The 19,294-nt window shown below is 72.2% G+C and carries 17 protein-coding genes; 5 read left to right on the top strand and 12 right to left on the bottom strand.

Annotated features, from left to right (window positions below; translation table 11 throughout):
* Nucleotides 1-156: 156 nt before the first annotated feature.
* Entirely contained in the window at nt 157-2,679 is a 2,523-nt protein-coding gene (locus tag ACGF5G_RS04795; protein WP_393259001.1) for a hypothetical protein, read from the top strand.
* A gap of 25 nt (nt 2,680-2,704) precedes the next feature.
* On the opposite strand, the gene ACGF5G_RS04790 is transcribed toward ACGF5G_RS04795, so the two are convergent.
* Both ACGF5G_RS04790 and ACGF5G_RS04785 read right to left on the bottom strand, forming a co-directional pair.
* Complete coding sequence (locus ACGF5G_RS04790; RefSeq protein WP_393259000.1) at nt 2,705-3,214, bottom strand: peptidase inhibitor family I36 protein; 510 nt, start codon at nt 3,212-3,214, stop codon at nt 2,705-2,707.
* A gap of 270 nt (nt 3,215-3,484) precedes the next feature.
* Nucleotides 3,485-4,846 carry an AAA domain-containing protein gene (locus ACGF5G_RS04785; protein WP_393258999.1) on the bottom strand — a complete coding sequence of 454 codons (1,362 nt, stop codon included), beginning with the start codon at nt 4,844-4,846 and terminating at the stop codon, nt 3,485-3,487.
* A gap of 182 nt (nt 4,847-5,028) precedes the next feature.
* On the opposite strand from ACGF5G_RS04785, the gene ACGF5G_RS04780 reads away from it, so the two are divergent.
* Nucleotides 5,029-8,322, top strand: a complete 3,294-nt coding sequence (locus ACGF5G_RS04780) for an NACHT domain-containing protein (protein WP_393258998.1) — start codon at nt 5,029-5,031, stop codon at nt 8,320-8,322.
* Nucleotides 8,323-8,379: 57 nt separating this feature from the next.
* On the opposite strand, the gene ACGF5G_RS04775 is transcribed toward ACGF5G_RS04780, so the two are convergent.
* On the bottom strand, nt 8,380-8,622 hold the full coding sequence (locus ACGF5G_RS04775; protein WP_393258997.1) for a hypothetical protein: 243 nt from the start codon (nt 8,620-8,622) through the stop codon (nt 8,380-8,382).
* 141 nt (nt 8,623-8,763) lie between these two features.
* Here ACGF5G_RS04775 and ACGF5G_RS04770 point away from each other — a divergent pair, with 141 nt between their 5' ends.
* A complete protein-coding gene (locus tag ACGF5G_RS04770; protein ID WP_393258995.1) occupies nt 8,764-9,219 on the top strand; it encodes a hypothetical protein in 456 nt (151 codons plus the stop codon).
* 84 nt (nt 9,220-9,303) lie between these two features.
* Here ACGF5G_RS04770 and ACGF5G_RS04765 read toward each other — a convergent pair whose 3' ends face one another.
* The 9 genes from ACGF5G_RS04765 to ACGF5G_RS04725 all read right to left on the bottom strand — a co-directional run bounded on the left by ACGF5G_RS04765 (nt 9,304) and on the right by ACGF5G_RS04725 (nt 17,002).
* Nucleotides 9,304-10,812 (bottom strand): hypothetical protein, encoded by a 1,509-nt coding sequence (locus ACGF5G_RS04765; RefSeq protein WP_393258994.1) that lies wholly within the window; start codon nt 10,810-10,812, stop codon nt 9,304-9,306.
* Nucleotides 10,813-11,079: 267 nt separating this feature from the next.
* Entirely contained in the window at nt 11,080-11,913 is an 834-nt protein-coding gene (locus ACGF5G_RS04760; protein WP_393258993.1) for a peptidase, read from the bottom strand.
* Nucleotides 11,910-13,220, bottom strand: coding sequence for a VWA domain-containing protein (locus ACGF5G_RS04755; protein WP_393259226.1), 1,311 nt, complete (start codon nt 13,218-13,220; stop codon nt 11,910-11,912). Before ACGF5G_RS04755 ends, ACGF5G_RS04760 begins: the two co-directional genes overlap by 4 nt.
* Nucleotides 13,221-13,374: 154 nt before the next feature.
* The gene (locus ACGF5G_RS04750; protein WP_393258992.1) at nt 13,375-13,647 is read right to left on the bottom strand and encodes a DivIVA domain-containing protein; all 273 of its coding nucleotides are present in this window, start codon (nt 13,645-13,647) and stop codon (nt 13,375-13,377) included.
* The gene (locus ACGF5G_RS04745; RefSeq protein ID WP_393258991.1) at nt 13,647-14,717 is read right to left on the bottom strand and encodes an FAD-binding oxidoreductase; all 1,071 of its coding nucleotides are present in this window, start codon (nt 14,715-14,717) and stop codon (nt 13,647-13,649) included. The genes ACGF5G_RS04750 and ACGF5G_RS04745 overlap by 1 nt, the downstream gene beginning before the upstream one ends.
* On the bottom strand, nt 14,714-15,007 hold the full coding sequence (locus ACGF5G_RS04740; RefSeq protein WP_393258990.1) for a hypothetical protein: 294 nt from the start codon (nt 15,005-15,007) through the stop codon (nt 14,714-14,716). Before ACGF5G_RS04740 ends, ACGF5G_RS04745 begins: the two co-directional genes overlap by 4 nt.
* Entirely contained in the window at nt 15,004-15,231 is a 228-nt protein-coding gene (locus tag ACGF5G_RS04735) for a hypothetical protein (protein ID WP_393258989.1), read from the bottom strand. The genes ACGF5G_RS04740 and ACGF5G_RS04735 overlap by 4 nt, the downstream gene beginning before the upstream one ends.
* A gap of 374 nt (nt 15,232-15,605) precedes the next feature.
* Nucleotides 15,606-16,460, bottom strand: coding sequence for a hypothetical protein (locus tag ACGF5G_RS04730; protein ID WP_393258987.1), 855 nt, complete (start codon nt 16,458-16,460; stop codon nt 15,606-15,608).
* A 65-nt stretch (nt 16,461-16,525) separates the two neighbouring features.
* A complete protein-coding gene (locus ACGF5G_RS04725; protein ID WP_393258986.1) occupies nt 16,526-17,002 on the bottom strand; it encodes a glycine-rich domain-containing protein in 477 nt (158 codons plus the stop codon).
* A 178-nt stretch (nt 17,003-17,180) separates the two neighbouring features.
* Between ACGF5G_RS04725 and ACGF5G_RS04720 the strand changes: the two genes are divergently transcribed.
* Nucleotides 17,181-18,674, top strand: coding sequence for a hypothetical protein (locus tag ACGF5G_RS04720; protein WP_393258984.1), 1,494 nt, complete (start codon nt 17,181-17,183; stop codon nt 18,672-18,674).
* Nucleotides 18,671-19,237, top strand: a complete 567-nt coding sequence (locus ACGF5G_RS04715; protein WP_393258982.1) for a GNAT family N-acetyltransferase — start codon at nt 18,671-18,673, stop codon at nt 19,235-19,237. The genes ACGF5G_RS04720 and ACGF5G_RS04715 overlap by 4 nt, the downstream gene beginning before the upstream one ends.
* The last annotated feature ends 57 nt before the right edge of the window (nt 19,238-19,294 follow it).

Genomic DNA, 19,294 nt, shown 5'->3' with positions numbered 1-19,294 from the left:
TTGGGTAAGTACATGGCGGAGCGCCGAGTGTCGCCCCGTTCGCCCGAAAGTTGAGGTAACTTTGCCTCCGCGCTCACCAGCGCATTGCCCTTCGGACGATCCACCCCGCTCGTCCCACCCCCTCTTTCACTCCTCGTGGAAGGTCCAACGACGGACATGGGCGACGGTCTCGACGACCTCGGAAGCTACGCGCCGGATACGACAGTCGCGGCTGGGCTGCGGGACTGGGCCAGCCACCTGGGCGGCACCGTGCACCGCCCCCGCCGGCCCCGCCACGCCCGCGGATACACGCCAGCGCTGCTGTTCACGATCATCCTGAAGCTGCCCGGCGGCCCGGGGCGCTTCACCGGACGGAAGCTACTGGTCAAGGTGCTGCCGGCCGCCGGCGCCGCCCGGCGGGAACCCGGGCGGCACGAACGCGCGGTGAGGTCCTCCCCCGGCTTCGCCCAGCGTCACCTCGTTCGCCAGCCCTATCCCCCGCACCCACTGGCCGACGGGCGCTACCTGATGTTCCAGGAGGTCGCCAACGGCGCGGACGACATGGTGACGCTGCACGACCTCGACGACGAGGAGATCGTCCCCGTCATCCGCACCGTGTGCGACCGCGTCCTCAACGACTGGAACAGCGGTGGGCAGCAGACCGCGGACGCCAGGGTCGCCGAGTACGTCCAGCGGGAACTCGCCGCTCTCGACGCGCTGGACGGCATCCACGACGCGATCCGTGACCTCGACCTCCCCGGCCCGGAGACGCGCTGGCTGACGCTCAACGACGGCGAGCTGGTGCTGCCCCATCCACTCCAGACGCTCGAGACCGGCTCGCCGTTCGGCACCGCCGAGATGGACTACCTGTACGGCAACGCCCACGGGGACCTGCACGGCGGCAACATCCTCGTGCCGAGGGACGCGGAGAAACGGCTCGCGCCCGGCGCCTTCCGCCTCGTGGACCTCGACACGTTCGAGGACGCCGCGCCGCTGACCCGGGACCCGGTCACCCTGGTGCTGACCACGGTGCTGCGGCACGTCGCGGACCTGCCATCCGACCAGGCGGAGGCCCTGACCCGCCACCTCGTCTTCCCGACCACCCGGCGTCCGCTACGGCTGCCCCCGATGCTCGCCGAGTTGGTGCAGGCCGGGCACGAGGTGGGCGACGCGTTCGCCCGGACGGACAACTGGGTCTCCGAGTGGCGCGCCCAGTACCTGCTCTCCCTGTTGTGCCAGGCGCTGACGTGCTGCACCTACGACGACGTCCCGCGGGCGGCCCGGCGGTGGTGTTTCATGCTGGCGGCGTGGGCGTTGGAGGCGCACCGGCGCGAGTTCCGTCCGCTCATCGAGCCGCCCCTGGCACGTACCCCGTCGACGACGGCCGACCGGAACGAGCCGGCGCCGATCCTGGCGCTGGACAACGGCCACCGGTCCCGCTACGAGCCGCCGGGACCACGCCCGGGCCAGCCCAACAGCCGCGGCCCAGTGGCCCGTACGCAGGTGGACGTGGCGTGGCCGCCGCCGCACGCGACGCTCTCCGGGGCGCCGCCGACCGGGGACGGGCCGGTCGGCTGGCACGGCGCCGGCCCCGCCCCGGTGCCCCGACTCGGTACGGACCCGGCCCTGCCGCTGCGGCCCGACGGCGGCGGCAACCGGCCGGCGTTCCACTCCCGACCGGTCGGCGACAACGCGTCCGCGCCGCATACGCGCCCGCCCTCCACCGGACCCCGGCTGTTCCGCAGCAGGCCGGCGCCGCGCCACCTCGTCACGCCCGCCGGCCGGCGGGTGCCCCGTACCCGCCCCGCCCCGCGCGGGGAGCGCGTCCCGGCCGCCCCGGCGCGCCCGGCCGTCCGGGTGCCGGCGCGGGTCGGCGTCCTGCTCGGGGTGGCGGTCGCGCTCGGCGTGGTCCTCGTACCGACCCTCACCGCGAACCCACCGTCGGTCTTCGGCCGCCGGGAGTCGCCCCACCCACCGCCGCCGGAGGACCCCCCGACGTCGCCCGCCGGGACGGCGAACGCCGGCGCTCGGCGGCCGTTGAACGACCTCGCACAGTCGGTCGCGGGGCTGGTGGAGCCGCCCGGCGAAGGGTCGTACACCTTCGTCTGCCTGCGGGCCTGGTCGCCGAAGGACCTGGCGCCCGGCACCGACGACCCGCGCACCTACCGCGACGAGCAGTTGTGGTGGAACTCCCGCCTGGCCGGCCGCCGGATCGTCACCCCGGTCATCGACGGGCGGCGGTCGACGGACCCGTCGGTGGTGCGCTACGGCGAGGGCGACCTGACCGAGGTGCCCCCGCGACCGTCGGCCGACCCGGCCGACCTGCGCGAGCAGTTCGCGCAGCAGTTGGGCGCCCTGCCCCCGGAGCAGCGCGACGCCGCCGGCACGCTCCAGGTGGTCGCGAGGCTGAACCGCTACCACCAGCTCGGCGCGGCGGAGCGGTCGGCGCTGCTGCACCACCTCGCCGACACGCCGGGCATCGAGGCACGGGGCGCCTACCCGGACCGCGCCGGCCGGCCGGGCCTGGCGTTCAGCGCCGACGACCGGCACGGCCGCCGGGAGACGCTGCTGTTCGACCCCGGGAGCGGCGAGCTGCTCAGCCACGAGACGACCCGGGTGGCCGACGACGCCGTCCTGGGCCATCAGCTCTTCCTGAGGCGCGGTCGCACCGACACGGTCTCCGGCCCGAGCTGCCGCTGAGCCCGGCGGCACGTGGCGGGGTACGTCAACCGCAGCGGCGCTCGACGTAGTTGGCCCAGTTCCGGTAGGGGTACGCGTCGCTGCGGACGCGGTTCGCCGCGCCGACGTCGAACAGGCGGGTGCCGTAGTAGTAGAACGAGACGGACCCGCTGCCGAGGTTGTAGTGGGCCGACTCGACGCGGTACTGCCACTGCCAGGTGAAGAGACTCTGCCGGCCGCAGTCGGAGAGGCGGCCCCGGGGGTAGCCGTAGTTGGGCCATTCGTAGAAGCAGAACCAGCCCAGGGGGCAGTCGGCCATGCCATACGTTCCCACCGGGGCGCGGAGGGTGACGACGAGCGCACCCCCGCCGTAGCTGATCTCGTTGTCGTTGATCGGGGTGCCGCCGGGATGGGCGGACAGGTATCGCCGCAGTTCCTCGCGGGCGGCGGCCCGGTCGCGTACGGCAGCCCACGCCGGTGCCGGCGTCGTCACCACCAACAGGACGCAGGCGAGCACCGCCGCGAGTGCGGCGCGGAAACAGAGTGCACTGACCATTCGACACCTCGCGATGTGGGGCGCGCAGGAGACGAGCGAAGGTCCGCCGGTCAGGTGGGCCGGCAGGCCGCAGGTCGGGCTGTGGCGGCGGGTGGCGCCATGGTCAGGATAGGAAGCGCCAGGCGCTGATCACCATCAATGTTTTGACAGAGATTGCGCACCATGTTGACAACGGCCATTTTGAAAGTTATCGCCCGTCGGCACCTTGCGGCCCGCACGTTCCCTCCCGTATCCGGGGCTCCGGGCCGGCCTCGGATCGTCTGGTCCTCGTCACCGGGCGGCGCGGCTCCCCGACCCGCTGCGGGCGCCCGCCAGGGTCGCCACGCCGGCCAGGAGCGTCAGGATCGTCTGGTTCGCCTCCCAGCCGTCCGGGAACTTCACCGGCACGTCGAGGTGCACGATCTCGGTGGACGGATGGGCGTCCAGCAGTTCGCCGATCCCGGCGCGCGCCACGACGATGCACGCGTGCCGGTGCCGGGACGTCAGCACGCAGAGTCGCCCCGACTCCAGGTGGAACGCCGTCGCGTCCCGCCGCCCCGACAGCGGGTGCAGCACGATCGTCACGTCGTACTCCCGGCCCTGGAGGCGGTTGGCGGTGTCGACGGTGATGCCGGCTCCGGCCTCGCCGAGGTGCGCGCGGATGGCCGCGACCTGGTCGCGGTGGGCGGCCCCGACGGCGATCCGGTCCGCCGTGACCGGCGCGCCGGTCGGCGCGTGCTCGGAGACGGCGACCGCGCCGCGCCGCAACACGCGCAGCGCCAGCGCCGCACAGGCCGAGGCGGCCTCCGCATCGGTACGCAGCGTGTGCCGGGCCGGCAGCTCGTGCAGCGCCCAGCCGGTGGACGCCGCCAGGTCCACCACCCCGTCCAGCGCGTCCCCCGGCCCCGCCTCGGTGAAGGACAGGGCCCGGTCGGGCGCGGACGTGCCGGCGCGGAACCCGGTGAACGGGTAGAACGCCGCCGCCACCACCGGGGCCGCCGAGGCGGGCAGCCGCCACGACACCGGCAGCCGGTGCACCGGCAGCTCCGGGTTGTGCCGCAGCAGCACCGCCACCGCCGACTGCATCGGATCCCAGGTCAGCCCCGTCCAGCGCGCCGTCTCCACCGTCGAGAACGGGTCGAGCTGACCGGGATCGCCGACGAACAGCGCCCGCTCGAACCTGCCGGCCACGCGCAGCAGGGCGTCCGAGCGCATCTGGTACGCCTCGTCCACGATCGCCCACGGCCAGGAGCCCTCCGCGACCGTGGCCCACTTGGCGGCCGTACCGATGATGACGGCCGGGCCGCCGAGGTCGGCGACCTTCGCGGCGACCCGGACCGTCTCGTGGCCGCGCACCCGCTCGGACGGCTTGTAGTCGGCGGCGGAGAGCCGGCCGATGCGCAGCTCGGGCGCCTTGCGGGCCAGACGGTCGATGAGGTCGTCGACCTGCTCGTTGGTCTGCGCGACGATGATCAGCGGCTCGCCGGCGGCGGCCAGCTCGACGGCCGCGCGCACCACCAGGGTCGACTTGCCGGCCCCGGGCGGGGAATCGACCACGACGCCCCGGTGCTCGCCGGAGCGCAGGTCGGCCAGCACGGCCGTGATGACCCGCTCCGCCTCGACCGCGGGCGGCATCTCCAACCCGGCACGCATCGTCTGCACCTCCCCCAACGAGGTCAACGGGACCTTACGCCAGACGACCGACGGCGGGCGAGGACCGGGGCCGAGGGGGCCGGCGCGGGAATGCCGGAACCGGGCACTGGCCTGCCGCGACGGCACTAGCGTTGGCGTGGAGTGGAGGCCGGCACCGCCGTCCGTAGCCGACCATGTCGATCATGGGGGTGTCCATGCACGGGCCGAAACGTGGTCCGGTCTGGGCGGCCCAGCTGTGGTTGCGCCAGCGGCGGCGTCGGTGGCGCACCCGACGGGAACGCCAGGCGGAACGGCACCGCCGCCGGCGTACGGACGAACGCGGCGACCACCGGATGAGCTGGCGGCACCACCGCGGGCTGCGGTGGGCGATCATCGCCATCGCCGGGGTGTTCCTGGCGTGGACCGCCCTCTCCCTGGTCCTGATGATCCTCGACACCGAGCCCGGCTTCCTCCGGGTGTCGGCGTGGTGCGCGGGCGAACCGCCGAGGTCGTACTACTGCGGCCAGGTGGAGGGCTTCGTCAAGCCCCCCATGGTCGCGGCGCTGGGCCTGGCGCTCTTCCTCTTCTGGCGGTACGTGCCGGTCCGTCGCTGGTACCGGCGCAACGTCCTGCGCAACAGCCGCATGCTGCTGCCCACCGCCGAACGGGACCTCGACCCGAGCAACGTCGTCGGCCGCGACGAGCTGTGTGAACTGATGATGCAGCGGCTCCGCGACGAGACGACCCGGCGCCCGCTGCTGCTGGTGGGCGGCATCGGCACCGGCAAGACGGCCACCCTGGCACGCCTCGCGGAGATGCTGATGGCCACCGACGTCGTGCCGATCGGGATCGACCTGCGGGCGGTCACCGATCCGGAGAAGCTGAACTTCCACCAGCTCGCCCTCGAACAGTTCCAGCGCACCATCGACACCCGGCTGCACGCCGCCGGCGAGGCGGACCGGATGTGGCGGCGGCTCTGGCTGGACAACCGGATCGTGGTGCTCGCCGACGGCCTGGAGGAGGTCCTCGCCGACGCCGCCCAGCCCGCCGACCGGGACAGCGTGCTCCGGGAGGCCGTCCGGGGCGCCGTCCGCGAACGCCTCCCCCTGGTGGTCGCGTCGCGGCCCGACGACCCGCTGCGCGGCCTGGACGCGCTGCTGCTGCAACTGGAACCGCTCTCCCAGGGTGCCGCCCTCGAGTACGTGCGGGCCCACAGCCGCCGTTCGGACGCCGGGCACCGGTGGGACCGCATCACCGCGCTGGTCAAGGCCGCCGACGTCGCCGACTCACCGTTCTACCTGCGGGTCATCGGGCAGCTCCACGAGGTCGACCGCCTCGACCGGGTCGAGCCGGCGGGCCCCGGCAGGTCGGCACTGCGCTGGAGCCTGCTGGAGGAGTGGTGTGACGCCACCGTCGCCGGCGACCTGTACGAGGACTACGGCATGCCGCAGACGGAACGCTCCGACGCGATCGAGGTGCTCTCCGCCCTCGCCTGCATCGGGTTGCGCAACAACCGGCTGTCGGTGCGTACGACGGAACTCACCGGCGGCGACGCCGCGACCGACGCCGGCCGGCGGTGGATCCTGACCGAGCTGAGAGCCCGGCTGCACAAGCTCAGCGCCGACAACCCGCAGGACATCGGGCTCGCCGAGACCACCGGGGACGCGCTGAACATCGTGGTGAAGCGGCAGGACGGGGTGCGTTTCCAGCACGGGGTGATCCAGGCGTACCTCGGCTCGCGCTTCCTCACCGCCGCCATGCGCGACGACGGCTTCCTCGCGCATGCCTTCACCCGCAACCACGGCCCGGGGCGGGAACTGCTGTCCGCCCTCACCCTGCACACCCGCAGCGCGGGCGCGTTCGAACGACTGGACGGGCGGCGCAGCAACCACTTCCGGCGAGCCGACCTGACCCGTCTCGCCGACACCGCCAGGCGGACCGTCGGCCTGCCCACCAGCGGCCGGGACGAAAAGGCCACCCGGCACCGGTCGATCGCGCTCGTGCGCCGGCTCCGCGACGAGGCCGCCGCGACGCGCAACCGCACCCGGGCGCTGGAGATGTTCGCGGTCGCCCTGGAGATGGACGCCGCCACCGGGCACCCCGCGCACCGGCAACTGGCCGACGCCATCCGCCACGCCTGGCCCCGCTACCAGGGGGACGGGTCCGTCACCGACCGCCCCCTCGAAGACGCCAAGATCGCCCTCGTGCACCGGTACGGCGACGCCGCCCGGCAACTCGCGGACCGGCCACCCGAGCCCACCGGACTCCGGTCGCGGCAGCCCACGCCGCAGTACCGGCAGCTGTTCCAGATGATGGCCGACGAAACGTCCTACCTCCCCCGGCTCGCCGCGGCCCGCGAGATCGCCAGCGGCGGCAACGCGGCCGTCCGCGCGCTGCGCGACCTGCTCCACGAGCCGCCGCAGGCGGCCGACCCCACGGGCCGGGAGCGCCTGGAGGAGCTGCGGACCTGGATCGCGCCGTCGCTGTTCCTCTACGCCGACGGCGCGCACGCCCCCGGCGAACCCCACTGGCAGCACGCCGCCCGGGAGGCCCTGCGCCGCTGGGTGCACCGCCTGGCCACCGACGCCTCCGACGGGGCCCGCGTCTACGAGCTCACCCTCGCCCAGGGGTTCCGGCTCGCCGCCAACTGCCGCACGTACCCGGCGCACCGCAGCCTGCTCATCGAGGAGGCCGAGAAGGCGCTGCGGCACTCCCGGTTCTGGTACTCCCACCTGGTGCTCATCCAGGCGCTCACCCTGCTGGCCCTGCCCCGCGACCCCGGCGAGACACTGCACGAACGGGGCCACGGCTCGGACCCGCGCGGGCTGGTCGCCTTCTGGACCTCGATCGCGGGCGGCGGGCACCGCGCCCCGCAGCCCGGCAGCGGCACGGCCCACCCGCTCGTCCTCGAGGTCGCGGACCTCTGCGTCGAGGCGCTCATCGACCGCCACCCCGAGCGCCACTGCTGGGTGGACGAGCGGGAGATCGTCGGCCGGGTGGGGGCGGTCAGCCCACAGCCGGGCATCCGCCGACTCCAGGACTCCTGGCTGCCGCCGTCGCACGGCTGGGCCGTCCTGGAACCGCGGGCCCAACGGCTGCTGGCCGACGTGATGCTGCTGCTCAACCTCGCCGACCGGGGCCGGGACAACGACGAGCGGGCGCGCCGGCTCAGCCGGGCCAGCCGCGCCGACCTGCCCCCGTGCCTCACCATCGACCGCACCGCCATGCGGGTCACCCTCAGCCGCCGCCAGGCCCACGACGTCCAGCCGGGCTCCACCTGCATCGACGACTGCCCGTTCCGGCTGTGCCCGCTGCCGCCGAAGGGCGACGAGCTGCCGTACCAGATGGACGAGGCGTTCTGCGCCCACCAGATCGACCTCGTCGGGCGCTGGTTCCGCTCGCCGGGGCGGGCGGACTGGCAGGCGGTCAACCGGGACGACCTGCGGACCTTCTGGCACGAGATGTCCGAGCGGATGGCCCCCGCCTGGCGGAAGTGACCAGACGCGCGGCAGGCGCGGGTGGCAATGAACGCCGAGGCGTCATGAGCCGCTTACTCAAGCCCGCGAGCGGAGGCCAACCTGGCTCGCCTTGCGCGCCTCAATCTCTTCCATCGTGGTGGCCTGGTACCGGCGTCGCCCGGGACGCGGCTCGGTCACTGCCAACAGCGCCTCGAACGGAGCCGCATGCTCCGCGCAGCGGTCGGTTTCCGCAGTCCGGCCCTCCGACACGACCTCGTACGTCTTGGCCTCACGCTGCCTGTCCTGACAAACGTCACACACAGTGATGGTGACTTTCACAACCGTTCCTGTTCATGCCGCCGATGCTGCACCGCAGCCTACTGACAGCGGTTGACGTGTCGACCACCCGGATGTTCACTCTTCCCGCAGGTTGTTGATCAGCTGGCGCGCCCAGCCAGGAAGAAAGTCGAACGAATCGGGATGCCCGCTAGCAAGATCCAGAATGAGCAAGAGGTCCTGCGATGGTTCGAGGAGGGGCGAAGCTACCAGTGGATGGTGGAGGAGTACCGCCGCAAGTACGGCATCGAGACCGTACCCTCGCTCTGGGGAAACTTCCGCCGACGGCGAGGGCTCCAGCGGCGGACGACCCGCGACGACGACCTGATCCCGTGGCTTCTCAAGGACGAGCACCGGTGGCTCTTCCCGATCCGGATGTTGCGCACCGAAGCGCGCCGCCGCGCCGGCAAGCAGCTGCGCGAGGAGGACAGAGTCAAGCTGGACGCCTGGCTCAAGCGGCTCGCGAGGGAGAACATCGTTCTGCACTACGACCCGGACACCGATGAGGGCTGGTTCTACGTCCCCCGGCGACCAGGCATCGACACGGACCTCATCCGGGTGCCCGAGCGCAAGACGACGACCCGCCCCGCAGCGGACTGAGGGCCGCCGGGCCGCCACGCCTACTCTGCCGCGCGAGTTGCAGGGCGTATACGGCCGATCACTCACCCGACCCCGCGTACGGCATCAGGCATACGACAGGGCGAGCCGACGGTGTTCGGGGTCGTCGGTGCGCTTGGCCAGTGCCCGCAGCTCCGCCGAGGCGGTGGCGGAGTTACGCGCGCACCAGGCGCGCATGAGGACGGCGGCGGTTTCTGCCGGGCTGCTGGTGGCGGTGGCCACGACGACCTCCGCGACCTCCTCCAGCAACTGGTCGAGGGTTGGCACGGCCACGCCCTGTTCGCGCAGGTGCCCGGCGAGCAGACCGACGCCCAGGGCGGTCAACCCGACGACGTCGCCGTCCTTCTCGACCGCGCCGAGCCTGGCGAGCTGGTCGATCAGACGGTCGGTGTCGTTGTCGGCGAGCTGACGCCAGCCCCGCTCCTGCTCCTCGGTGCCGGGCTCGAACCCCAGCTCGTCGCAGGCCACCTGGTAGGCGAGCTGGCGCAGCTCGTCGACCGGCATCGGCTTTCGCGCGAAGAGCAACGCCATCATCACGGCGAACACAGCATCGTCGAACCGCCACCGCAGGACCGACTCCGCCCACCCGCTGCCGCAGACCGCCTTGCCGAGCTCGAACAGCCCGTCGAAGGCCCGCCGGGCCAGCGCGAGTGGGTCGGCCAGCGTCTTCGCCGCGCTCTTGACCGGCACCAGCTGGCCCTTCACCACACGTACGACGCGGGTTGCCCGGGCCCAGGCGACCAGCACGGCGAGCCCGTACAGCTCGTCGCTGCTGCGGGTCTTGAACATCCGGTCGCCGATCACAGGGTCGACGACGTCGCCGGTGTCGAGCAACACGACCAGTTCCCGCGCGTCGGACAGCCGCAGTCTGCCCGTCGTGGTCAGCGTCCGCCCGTCCCCGAGCCACCGCACCAGCTCCTCCAGCCGGCGTACGGTCACCGACCCGGCGGCCAACTCGCGGAGCGTGTCGTCGTCGGGCACGGCCACCAGCGGTAGCGGCGGGTGCCGGTCAGAGTCCTCGGCGTGCAGGTGGTTGGCCATTACACGGTTCAGCACCGCCTGGTTGACGGCGATGCGGCCCGCGTGCAGGTCGGCGATGAACCGCTCGGCGGCCACCTGGTCCGTCGGGTCGACGCCCTCGGCGAGCATTCGCATGGTCCAGAATTTCGCGAGCCCGTACCGGCTCTGGTCCGCCATCGCGTCCTCGAACGGAGCGGCGATCTTGTCCAGGAGGCCGTGCAGCAGGTGCCGGTCGGCGCAGCGCCGGTCGGCGAGATCCTGCTCGAAGAGGAAGTCGACGAGGGCAACCATGCTCGGCACGACCTCGGCCCACTCGTCAGGTGGCAACGTCACCCTGCGGGGAAACCAGTCGAGCAGCGTCTCCTCCAGGTCCTCGGGCTGCCACCGCCCGAGAAGCCCGTCACCGGCCGACCATCGGTGCTCGAGCAGTTCCTCGATGACGAACAGGTCGATCGGCCGGCGGCGCTTGCGGGCCCACCGGTCGAGCTTGCGCAGCAGCCGCTCCCGCGCCGGATAGAAGACGTCGGGGGGTGCCGAGGTGTAGACCATCCGCATGACGGCAGACCCTACCGGCGCCGCCCGCCCCGCCGGCACGATCATCAGCCAGCCGTGGACCTTGACGCGGTTCCCGGCGCGGGTGGGTCGAGTTGGCGGATGCGGTCGCGCAGCGCGTGGGTGAGGCGGTGCGGCAGGGCGTCGAACTCATCGACCCGGCAGCCGAGGCAGGCATGACCCGTTCAGATGACCATCGAGGCTCCGCACGCCTTCTGATCGTCCGAGGCGGGTCATGCCCGCACTGCCGTCATCGTTGATCTCGTATGGTCAGCCGACGCGCCGGCGGGGCCGGGTCAGGGCGAAACCGACCACACCCGCGACGGCGGCCAGGATGCCGCCCCCGATGGTCCAGTACCAGCGGGACGACAGGCTCGGCCACCGAACCCAGTCGAACCAGCCGTCCTCCTCCTCACCGGCCGCCGCCGGGTCCGGCGTACTGGCGGTCGGATCGTCGACGAGCACCTTGCCCGGGTTCACCGCCGGGACCAGGGGCTCCTTCAGCTCGCCGCCCTCCGGCTTGGTGTCGCCGTCGGACTCCACCCCGACCAGCAGGCTCACCTCGATCGGCAGGCCCAACTCCTGCTCCGGCAACTCGGTGCCGGACAGCCGGACGTAGTAGGTGCCCGGCAGCGGATCCCCCGACCACGGCTCGGCCCACGAACGCACCTGGCGTAGCTCGCAGTCGAGTTCGATGCTGGCGGCGCTCTTCGACGCCACCGGCGTCTGCGCCCCTGCGACACAGGCCTGCCGGCGGCGCAGCCCGTCGAAGACCTCGACCGTCCAGGTGGAGTCGCCGTGTCGGCTCGCCGCAGCAGGCAGCGACACGGTGGCCGCCACGTGATGCGTATCCCCCGCCGCAGCCGTGAACGACCAGTACAGGTAGTCGCCCACGGAGGCACCGACCCGTACCGGCTGGCCGGGACTGATCCCGGCGGCGGTGAGGAACGAGGTGCCGGCCTTGTTGATGGTGGCGGCCCCCGGTGACGGGGTGGGCGTCTCCGCGCTGGCGGCGGCCGGCAGCGCGATGGCGACACCGGTGATGGCAAGCACCACCGCCGCCCGGCGGGCCGAGATCAGGGCCGGAGCCTTCCGCATCGTCATCGGGTCCTCCAGACCGCTACCCACCAACGGGTCAGCCAACCAACGATCAACCCGCTGAGCAGACCCGCGAGGGTCAGTACACCCAACAGCGCCCAGCCCCGGCCGAGACCTGGACTATTGGGGGCTGGCGACGCGTCGACCAAGTCGATGGTCAGTTCGAGCGGCATGCCCGGAGCCTGACCGGCACCAGCCTTGGCGGAGAAGGAGTTGCTGACCACCAGGCAGACGACGGTGGGCTCGGGAGCCTTGTCGGTCGAGTTCGTGAAGATGCCGCCCTTGTCGTCGTCCTCACTCTCCTCGTCGTCGTCCGCCGCCGCCGCCGACCAGCGCAGGCCGGTCGACAGCACATCGGTACGACCACTGCCAGCGTCGTTGCCTCGGACCAGTTCCCGCCCGTCGGTGGCGGTGGCCCGCAGCAGTACGCCATAGTCCCGGTTCAACGGCCGGTCCAGGCCGATGCTCACCGAGGCCCGCAGCTCCTGCCCTGGCTGGACCGGAATCCGGTACCACCGGTGCTCCTCGAACCGCTCCCGGTCGGTGTAGACACCGGGGGTGAGCACGGGCGCCTCGGCACAGACGTCGGTGCCGGTCACCTTCGCCGGCGTCTTGGCGTGGGTGTCCTTGGCCCGTTCCACGATCTGCTTGATCCGCCGGGTCAGGTCGTCCTTGCTCTGCGCCGAGGTGTAGGTCCCGCCGGTGGCCGAGGCGATGCAGACGAGCTGCTTACGTACCTTCTCGTCAGGGATGAGGCCGAGCGTGTCGACCACCAGGTGGGTGCCCTGGGCGGCCAGTTCCCGGGCCACCTCGCAGGGGTCCGGCGGCGCGCAGGTGTCCTCGCCGTCGGTAATGAGCACGATACGTCGGGTGGTCTCGCCGGTGCCGAGGTCCTTGGCCGCCTCGCGCAGGGCCAACCCGACCGGGGTGAAGCCGGTCGGGCGCAGCGTGGCGATGGCGTTCTTGGCCTTCACCCGGTCGACCGGGCCAACCGGTACGAGCTGCTGGGTGTCCTGGCAGCCGACTTTCTTGTCGTCGCCACCGTAGGTGGCGCCGAGGACACGGATGCCGAGATCCGTCGTCTCGGGCAGCGCGTCCACGACGTCGTTGAACGCCTCCTGCGCAACCTCGATACGGGCTCGGCCGTCGATGTCCTTGGCGCGCATGGAACCACTCACGTCCAGCACGAGCTCCACCTTGGGCGGTTCGACCGGTGCGGTCTCGGGCTCGGCGGCGTGAGCGGGAGGCACGCCCAGTGCCGGGAAGGCGACCAGCAGTCCTATCAGGACCGCTGGGAGCCGTCGTTTGATCATCACGGCGCCGATCCTAATGATCTTCACGCTCATGACCCGACCGGGCGGCGTCGCCGTCCTCCACTGAGGACCGGCCAACCTCATCGACGGCCGACACACTGCTCCGATGGTCGTCACGAAGCCGAGGCGGCCGTAAAGCCCGGACGGCGACCGTTCACCGGGCGGCCTGCCGTGCCCGGGAGCGCTCCTCGGCGTGCTGGCCCTGCCAGGTGCGGAGCGCCTCCTTGATGCGATGGTTCTCCGCCCGGGTGAGGTCGAGCTGACGGGTGCGGTCGCGCAGCTCGTGCGCGAGGCGGTGCAGCAGGGCGTCGACCTCGTCGACCCGGTAGCCGCGCCGGCAGAGCGACGTGCGCGGCAGCGCGACGCCGAGGATCCGGTCCGGCGTCAGCGGGCCGGGCTGGGCGTGCCGGCTACGGTAGACGGCCATCACGGCACCATCGCCGACGGCAGGTGGATGCGGTCGGCGGGCACCCCGACGGCGAGCAGCCGCAGCCGCGCGCCGGCGAGCATCGGCGGCGGGCCGCAGACGTACACGTCGTGGTCGGGACGATGGTGGTCGAGGGCGATGGTGAGGGCGTCGCCCTGCTCGGCCGGCTCGGCGCAGGGGTCGTGGCTGAAGGCGGGCACGACGGTCAGCCAGTCGTGGGCATGCTCAAGTTTGTCGAGGGCGATCGCGTCGTAGAGGTCCGCGAAGCTGCGGACGCCGACGACCAGGGTGACCCGCCGACCGTCCGGCGCGGCGGCGACCTGCTCGACCAGGGCGCGCAGCGGCGCCAGGCCGGTGCCACCGGCGACGAGCAGCAGATCTCTCCGCAGGGGCAGGTCCAGGCAGAGGCCGGTGTCGCGCGGCGGGCCGAGCCAGAGCTGTTCGCCGGGGCGTACGTCGTGGACGAGGCTGTGGGAGACGGTGCCGGCGGCGAGGGCGCGGACGTGCAGCTCGACGGTGCCGTCGGGGCGCGGGGCGTTGGCCGGGGAGAGCCAGCGCCAGCGGCCGGGCCGGCGCGGCGTGCAGGCCGGGACCGCCTGGCCGGGCCGGTGGGGCAGGCGACGCCAGGGGCGTACGGTCAGGATCGCGACGGTGTCGCACGGCCGGTCGCGGTCGATCACCTCGGCGGGCCACCACGCCGGCCCGTCGCCGGCGCGGGCGGCGGCGTCGCGCACGGCCTCGGCGGCGCGGCGGCCGGCGCGCTCCCACTCTGCGGCGAGCGGCGGCGTCCACAGTGGGCGGGCCTGCCGGGCGACGGCGGCGAGCAGCGCTTCGCCGATGGCGGCCTCGTGCGGCAGCAGGCCGTGCCGGCGGTACGCGCGGCCGAGCACCGTCAGCAGCGCCGCCCGCCCGGCAGGGTCGTCGCCGCTGCTGGTCAGGCGGCCGAGCGCGGCGAAGAGCAGCGGCGCGTCCCGTTCGGGGAGCAGCCCGGGGCGGCTGTCCTCCAGCGTGCACCAGAAGTCGTCGGCGCCCTTGTCGACGGCTGCCTCCCACGCGGCGGTGAGGTTCACGCGCCCACCTCGCCGGCGAAGGCGCGCCGCACGCGGGCGACCCGGTCGTCCGGCAGGCCGAGCGCCCACAGGACGCCCGCCAGGTAGTCGACGATCCGCCGGTGCTGCGCCTCCGACAGGCCGAGCCCGCGCCACGGGTCCGGGGCCGGCTGGCCGTCGAGGGCCGCGGCGAGGCTCGCCGCCAGGTGCGCGCCGAGCCGGTCCAGGTCGACCCCGATGAGATACGGCGACAGCTCAACGTCCGCCACCACCAGCCGCAGCCACTGCCCGACCGCCTCCTGCCCGGTCATGCCCAGCCACCCTGCTCGGCCTGGGCTTCGGTGAGGCCGGCGGCTTCCAAGGTGGCCCGGCCCCAACGGGCGAGGCGGCAGGGGTACGGGACGCGCTCGCTGCGGCACAGCTCGCCCTCCGGCCAGCTCTCGGGCGCGTAGGTGCGCACCGCTCGTACGGCGATGGCGAGATCCTCGTCGGTGACGGGGGTGAGGACCGGGAAGTCGTCGAGCAGGGTGGGCATGCCGGCTCCGAACGTGTAAGGAGGGTGCCCTTGTTAACGGATCCGGTAGAGGAAGGGCCCCCTATTAACGGGTGGAGTGGCGCCGGGGCGGGCGGGAGCGGAGCTGTGTCGTTCGGGTCGACGCAGTTCCGGAGCCAGCACCCGCCCCGGGCCATGCGTCGACCTTCACCGTCGGCCGCGGCACTCGGTATGCGGCGATGATCGTGGTGGCGATACACGGTGCGCATACGGCTGCTCACTCATCGGCCCACGCCTGGCACTCCAGGTGCCGGGCGGGTCTCATGCGTGCGAACCGGCTGACCCAATGCAGGACGTAGAGCGCCCTGTGCCGTTGCGGTCATCGGCCTGGCCGGCGCGTTTGCAGCGCCTGCCCTCTACGCTGCCGACGCTGTCGGGCTGCCCCGTCCATGCGGGCATGACCGGTGGGCGGCCCAGCGGCGGGCGGCGTCGAGAAGCGGACCGTGGTGGGGTGCCGGAGCCGCCTGCTGCTTGCGCTGCCAGAGCACGACCAGGGCGTCGGCGAAGGCCGTCACCGCAGGCTCGGGAGCCTCGGCGAAGGCCGGCACCTGCCGGCCCCACTCCTCGGCGGCGGCCGGGTCGTGGCCGGCGCGGATCAGACGCAGTAGCAGGAGTGCGGTGTCGATCCAGGCGGCACCGCAAGCGGGCCCGGACCAGTCGACGAGCCGGACGGTCCGTATCTCCCTCACATCACCATCTGATCCGGTCTCGATCAGGAAGTTCCGGGGCGTCATGTCGGTGTGCAGGAGGGTGTCGCCGTCGACCAGCTCGGGGGCTATGAGAGTGCGCCAGCGGTCGGCGAAGGGTGGCACGGCGACGGGAGGGCACGGCGTGAGCTGCCGTCCCAGGCCACCGAGAAGGACCGCCAGCGGGGTCAGATCTGGTGAACCCGGGGCCAGGTCGGGATGACGGCCGGCGGCGTGTTCGAACCCCAGGAGCAGCCAGCCGTCGCGCTCGACGGTCCAGAGCAGACGGGGTGCCACCGTGGGCAGCCACGGATTGACTCGGGCCTCGTTGCGGTAGAGCCAGCCGAACCGTCCGTCGACCTCACCGCCTTTGCAGAAGACGGGACCAACGGCGGTGTCGAGGGTGACGGCAACGTCGCTGGCGGCGCCGGTCGGGATCGTGCTCACGGAGCGGATCGGGCCGGTGTGCTGCTCGACGTCACGCCGTACCCCGTCGGGAAGCTCCTCCCAGTGACGGCGTGGCATGTGGTGGGCCTTCCGGCGGCGTGCGGTCCCGGGCAGTCTATGCCCGGGACCGCTGGTCAACCGGCCTATCCTCGGGGGCTGTCGTGGCAGCCGGCGTGGCACTGGTTGCACTTCGAATTGCAGTCGGCAGCCTGCGCGGCCCAGAGCGGCGCGTCGAGAGCGAAGCCGGCGGCGGTGATCGCGGCGACCGTCCGGGAGATCGGGGTGCCGATCGGCTCAGGGGCGGACGGGCGGTTGTCGTCCGGAACGGGCTCGGGCTGGTGGTGGATGAAACGGCCGGCGACGCGGTCGCAGAACTCGGCGTAGTCGTGGGTGTGGAGGATGAACGTGTGCCAACCGATGTCCACCAGATCGGTCGGCCCGATCGGTTCGGCGGTGACGGCACACGCGCCGAGGAACGCCAGCGCCTGGTCCATGATCCTGGCCGGCAGGTCCGGGGCCAGCTCAGGGTGGTCGTGGGCGATGCGGGTGGTCAGCCGGTCGAACAGCTCGTCCGGTACGAGGCTTCGGCCAGTGCGGGTCTTGTCGACGGTGAGCAGCATGGCGCTCCTTCCGTAGCGGGTCTGCGCCCAGACTGCGGATCGGCTGCCCGGCGGCGGATGACGGCGCGAGCATCATCGATATACGTGCTGCGTATATCGGACCTCCACGGAGTGGCTTCAATGGATAGGCTCGACGAGGCGAGACGGACGGAGCCACCTGCGCATGGCGAGGTTGCCGGTGACACACGCGAACTGCCCCCGGTGTGGCGCGCGACTGGCCCGCGACAACGACAGCGGGCGCTGCGCACCGTGCCAGGCCGCCGAACGGGACAGGCTCAGCACGCCGCCGGTGGTGCCGGCGAGCTTCTGGGAACACGAGCCGGTGCGACGGGCGCTGGCGTCGCGGCATCTCGGGCGGGTCATCCGGGCGTACCGGTGCCATCCCTACCACGGGCGACAGCCGCTGCCGCAGACTGTGGTGGCGGGGTGGCTGGGCATCACGCAGGCACAGCTGAGCCGTGTGGAGAACGGACCACCGATCATGCACATGGATCGGCTGGCCCACTGGGCACAGGTGCTTCGGGTCCCGCCCCGCTTCCTGTGGTTCAGCCTTCCCGGTCGGCCGATCAAGATGGCACGGCACGATGCCGTATCGGTGGAACGGGCCGCACTTACGGCCCTGCCGGCGCTGACCGATGCTGCCGCTTCGGCACCGAACCAAGGAGGTGGCACCACGGACCGCCGACAGTTCCATGCCCTCGCCGCACTCGCGGGCATCGCCGCGACCGGTTCCCTCGGCATGCTCGCCGCGCCTGGCGAGGCGGCCCGGAACATCGGCATGGAACATGTGCGCGCGGTCAGCTCGCTGGTGGACGAGTTCCGTCGCGCCGACGCGGCAGTGGGCGCCAACCAGCTCTGCGACATCGCCATCCGGGTACACGCCCAGCTGTCGGAATGGGCTGCGAAGGCCACCTACAGTCGGGGCGTCGGCGAAGCCCTCCAGGCCACCCTTGCCGACCTGGCCATAGAAACCGCCTGGCTCACCGTCGACGCGAACCGCCGCGCGGAAGCCAGGGCCTACCTCAATGACGCCATCACCAGGGCCCGCTTCTGCGACGACCCACGGATGGAGGTACGCGCATTCGCGTACCTCGCGCTGCTGACCTGTCAGACCCGGCCGGGTGAGGCGCTGCACGCCGTCGAAGCGGCACTCCGGTCCTCCGCCGGGTGGGGCACCCCACGACTGGTCACACTGCTGCACCTGCGCGCTGCGAGCACGTACGCCACCCTGCGCGAAATGAGCGGTTTCCACCGGGCCATGAGCAGGGCTCAACGCGAGTTCGAACGTGGTACCCGTGAGGACGACATGCCGTTTCTTCACTTCGTCACCGCGCAGGAGGTCAAGGGCATCGAGGGCCTCGCCTACCTTGCACTGGGCAGGCCCCAGCACGCCGCCGACGCCTTCCGGGCCGTTACGGAGAACCCCTCATCCGTTCTGCGCCGCAATCAGATCTACTACTCGGTCCAGCTCGCCAGCGCCGCCTACAGGCAGGGCAACCTCGACGAGGCTGCGCACACGGCGATGAGCCTGCTGCCTGAACTTGGTCAGGTGAGTTCGGGGCGGGTGACTCTCCATCTCGCGCAAATCCGGTCCGACCTGGGGCAGCCCCAGCGGTCTACCGCTGCAACTCGGAAGTTCGTTGAGGCGTACGACCAGGCGGTGCGCGGATGACCGAAGGTTTGGAGCTGCGGCACCACACGGCTGAAGAGGCAGGCGGACTCATCGACCGGCTCGTTGGGCTCTACCTGACCGTGTACGCGGACGGCGGCGAGTTCCACAGCGAGGCCCGGTACCGCCACCAGCTTGCCGGCCACATGCAGCGCGACGGCTGGGACCTCGTCACGGCCACGGTCGACGGGGAGTTGGTCGGTTACATCTACGGCTTCCCGCTACCCGCCGAAACCCGCTGGTGGGATGGCATCCACAAGCCCGTCCCGGCCGGATTCACAGACGAGGACGGAAAGCGGACGTTCGCCATCAGCGAGCTGATGGTGGCCCCTGACTGGCGTCGCCGAGGGATCGCCAAGTCGCTGCACGACGAGCTACTCGCTGGGCGTGCCGAGGAACGGGCCACTCTCCTGGCTGACCCGGACAACACCCCAGCCCAAACCGCCTATCGGAGCTGGGGTTGGCGAAAAGTCACCAAGCTCCGGCCCGGCTGGGAGCACGCGCCCACGTTTGACGTTTTGGCGAAGGAGATCTCGCCGAGCCGCCGACGTCCCACCTACGCATGAGGAATTGCCGGTTACCCACACGAACTGTCTGCGGCCTGGCGGAAGGTTGGCCTGCGG

It is taken from the genome of Micromonospora sp. NPDC047730 (assembly GCF_043204765.1).
GTDB lineage: Bacteria > Actinomycetota > Actinomycetes > Mycobacteriales > Micromonosporaceae > Micromonospora.
This window is presented reverse-complemented; position numbering and strand designations above follow the sequence as displayed.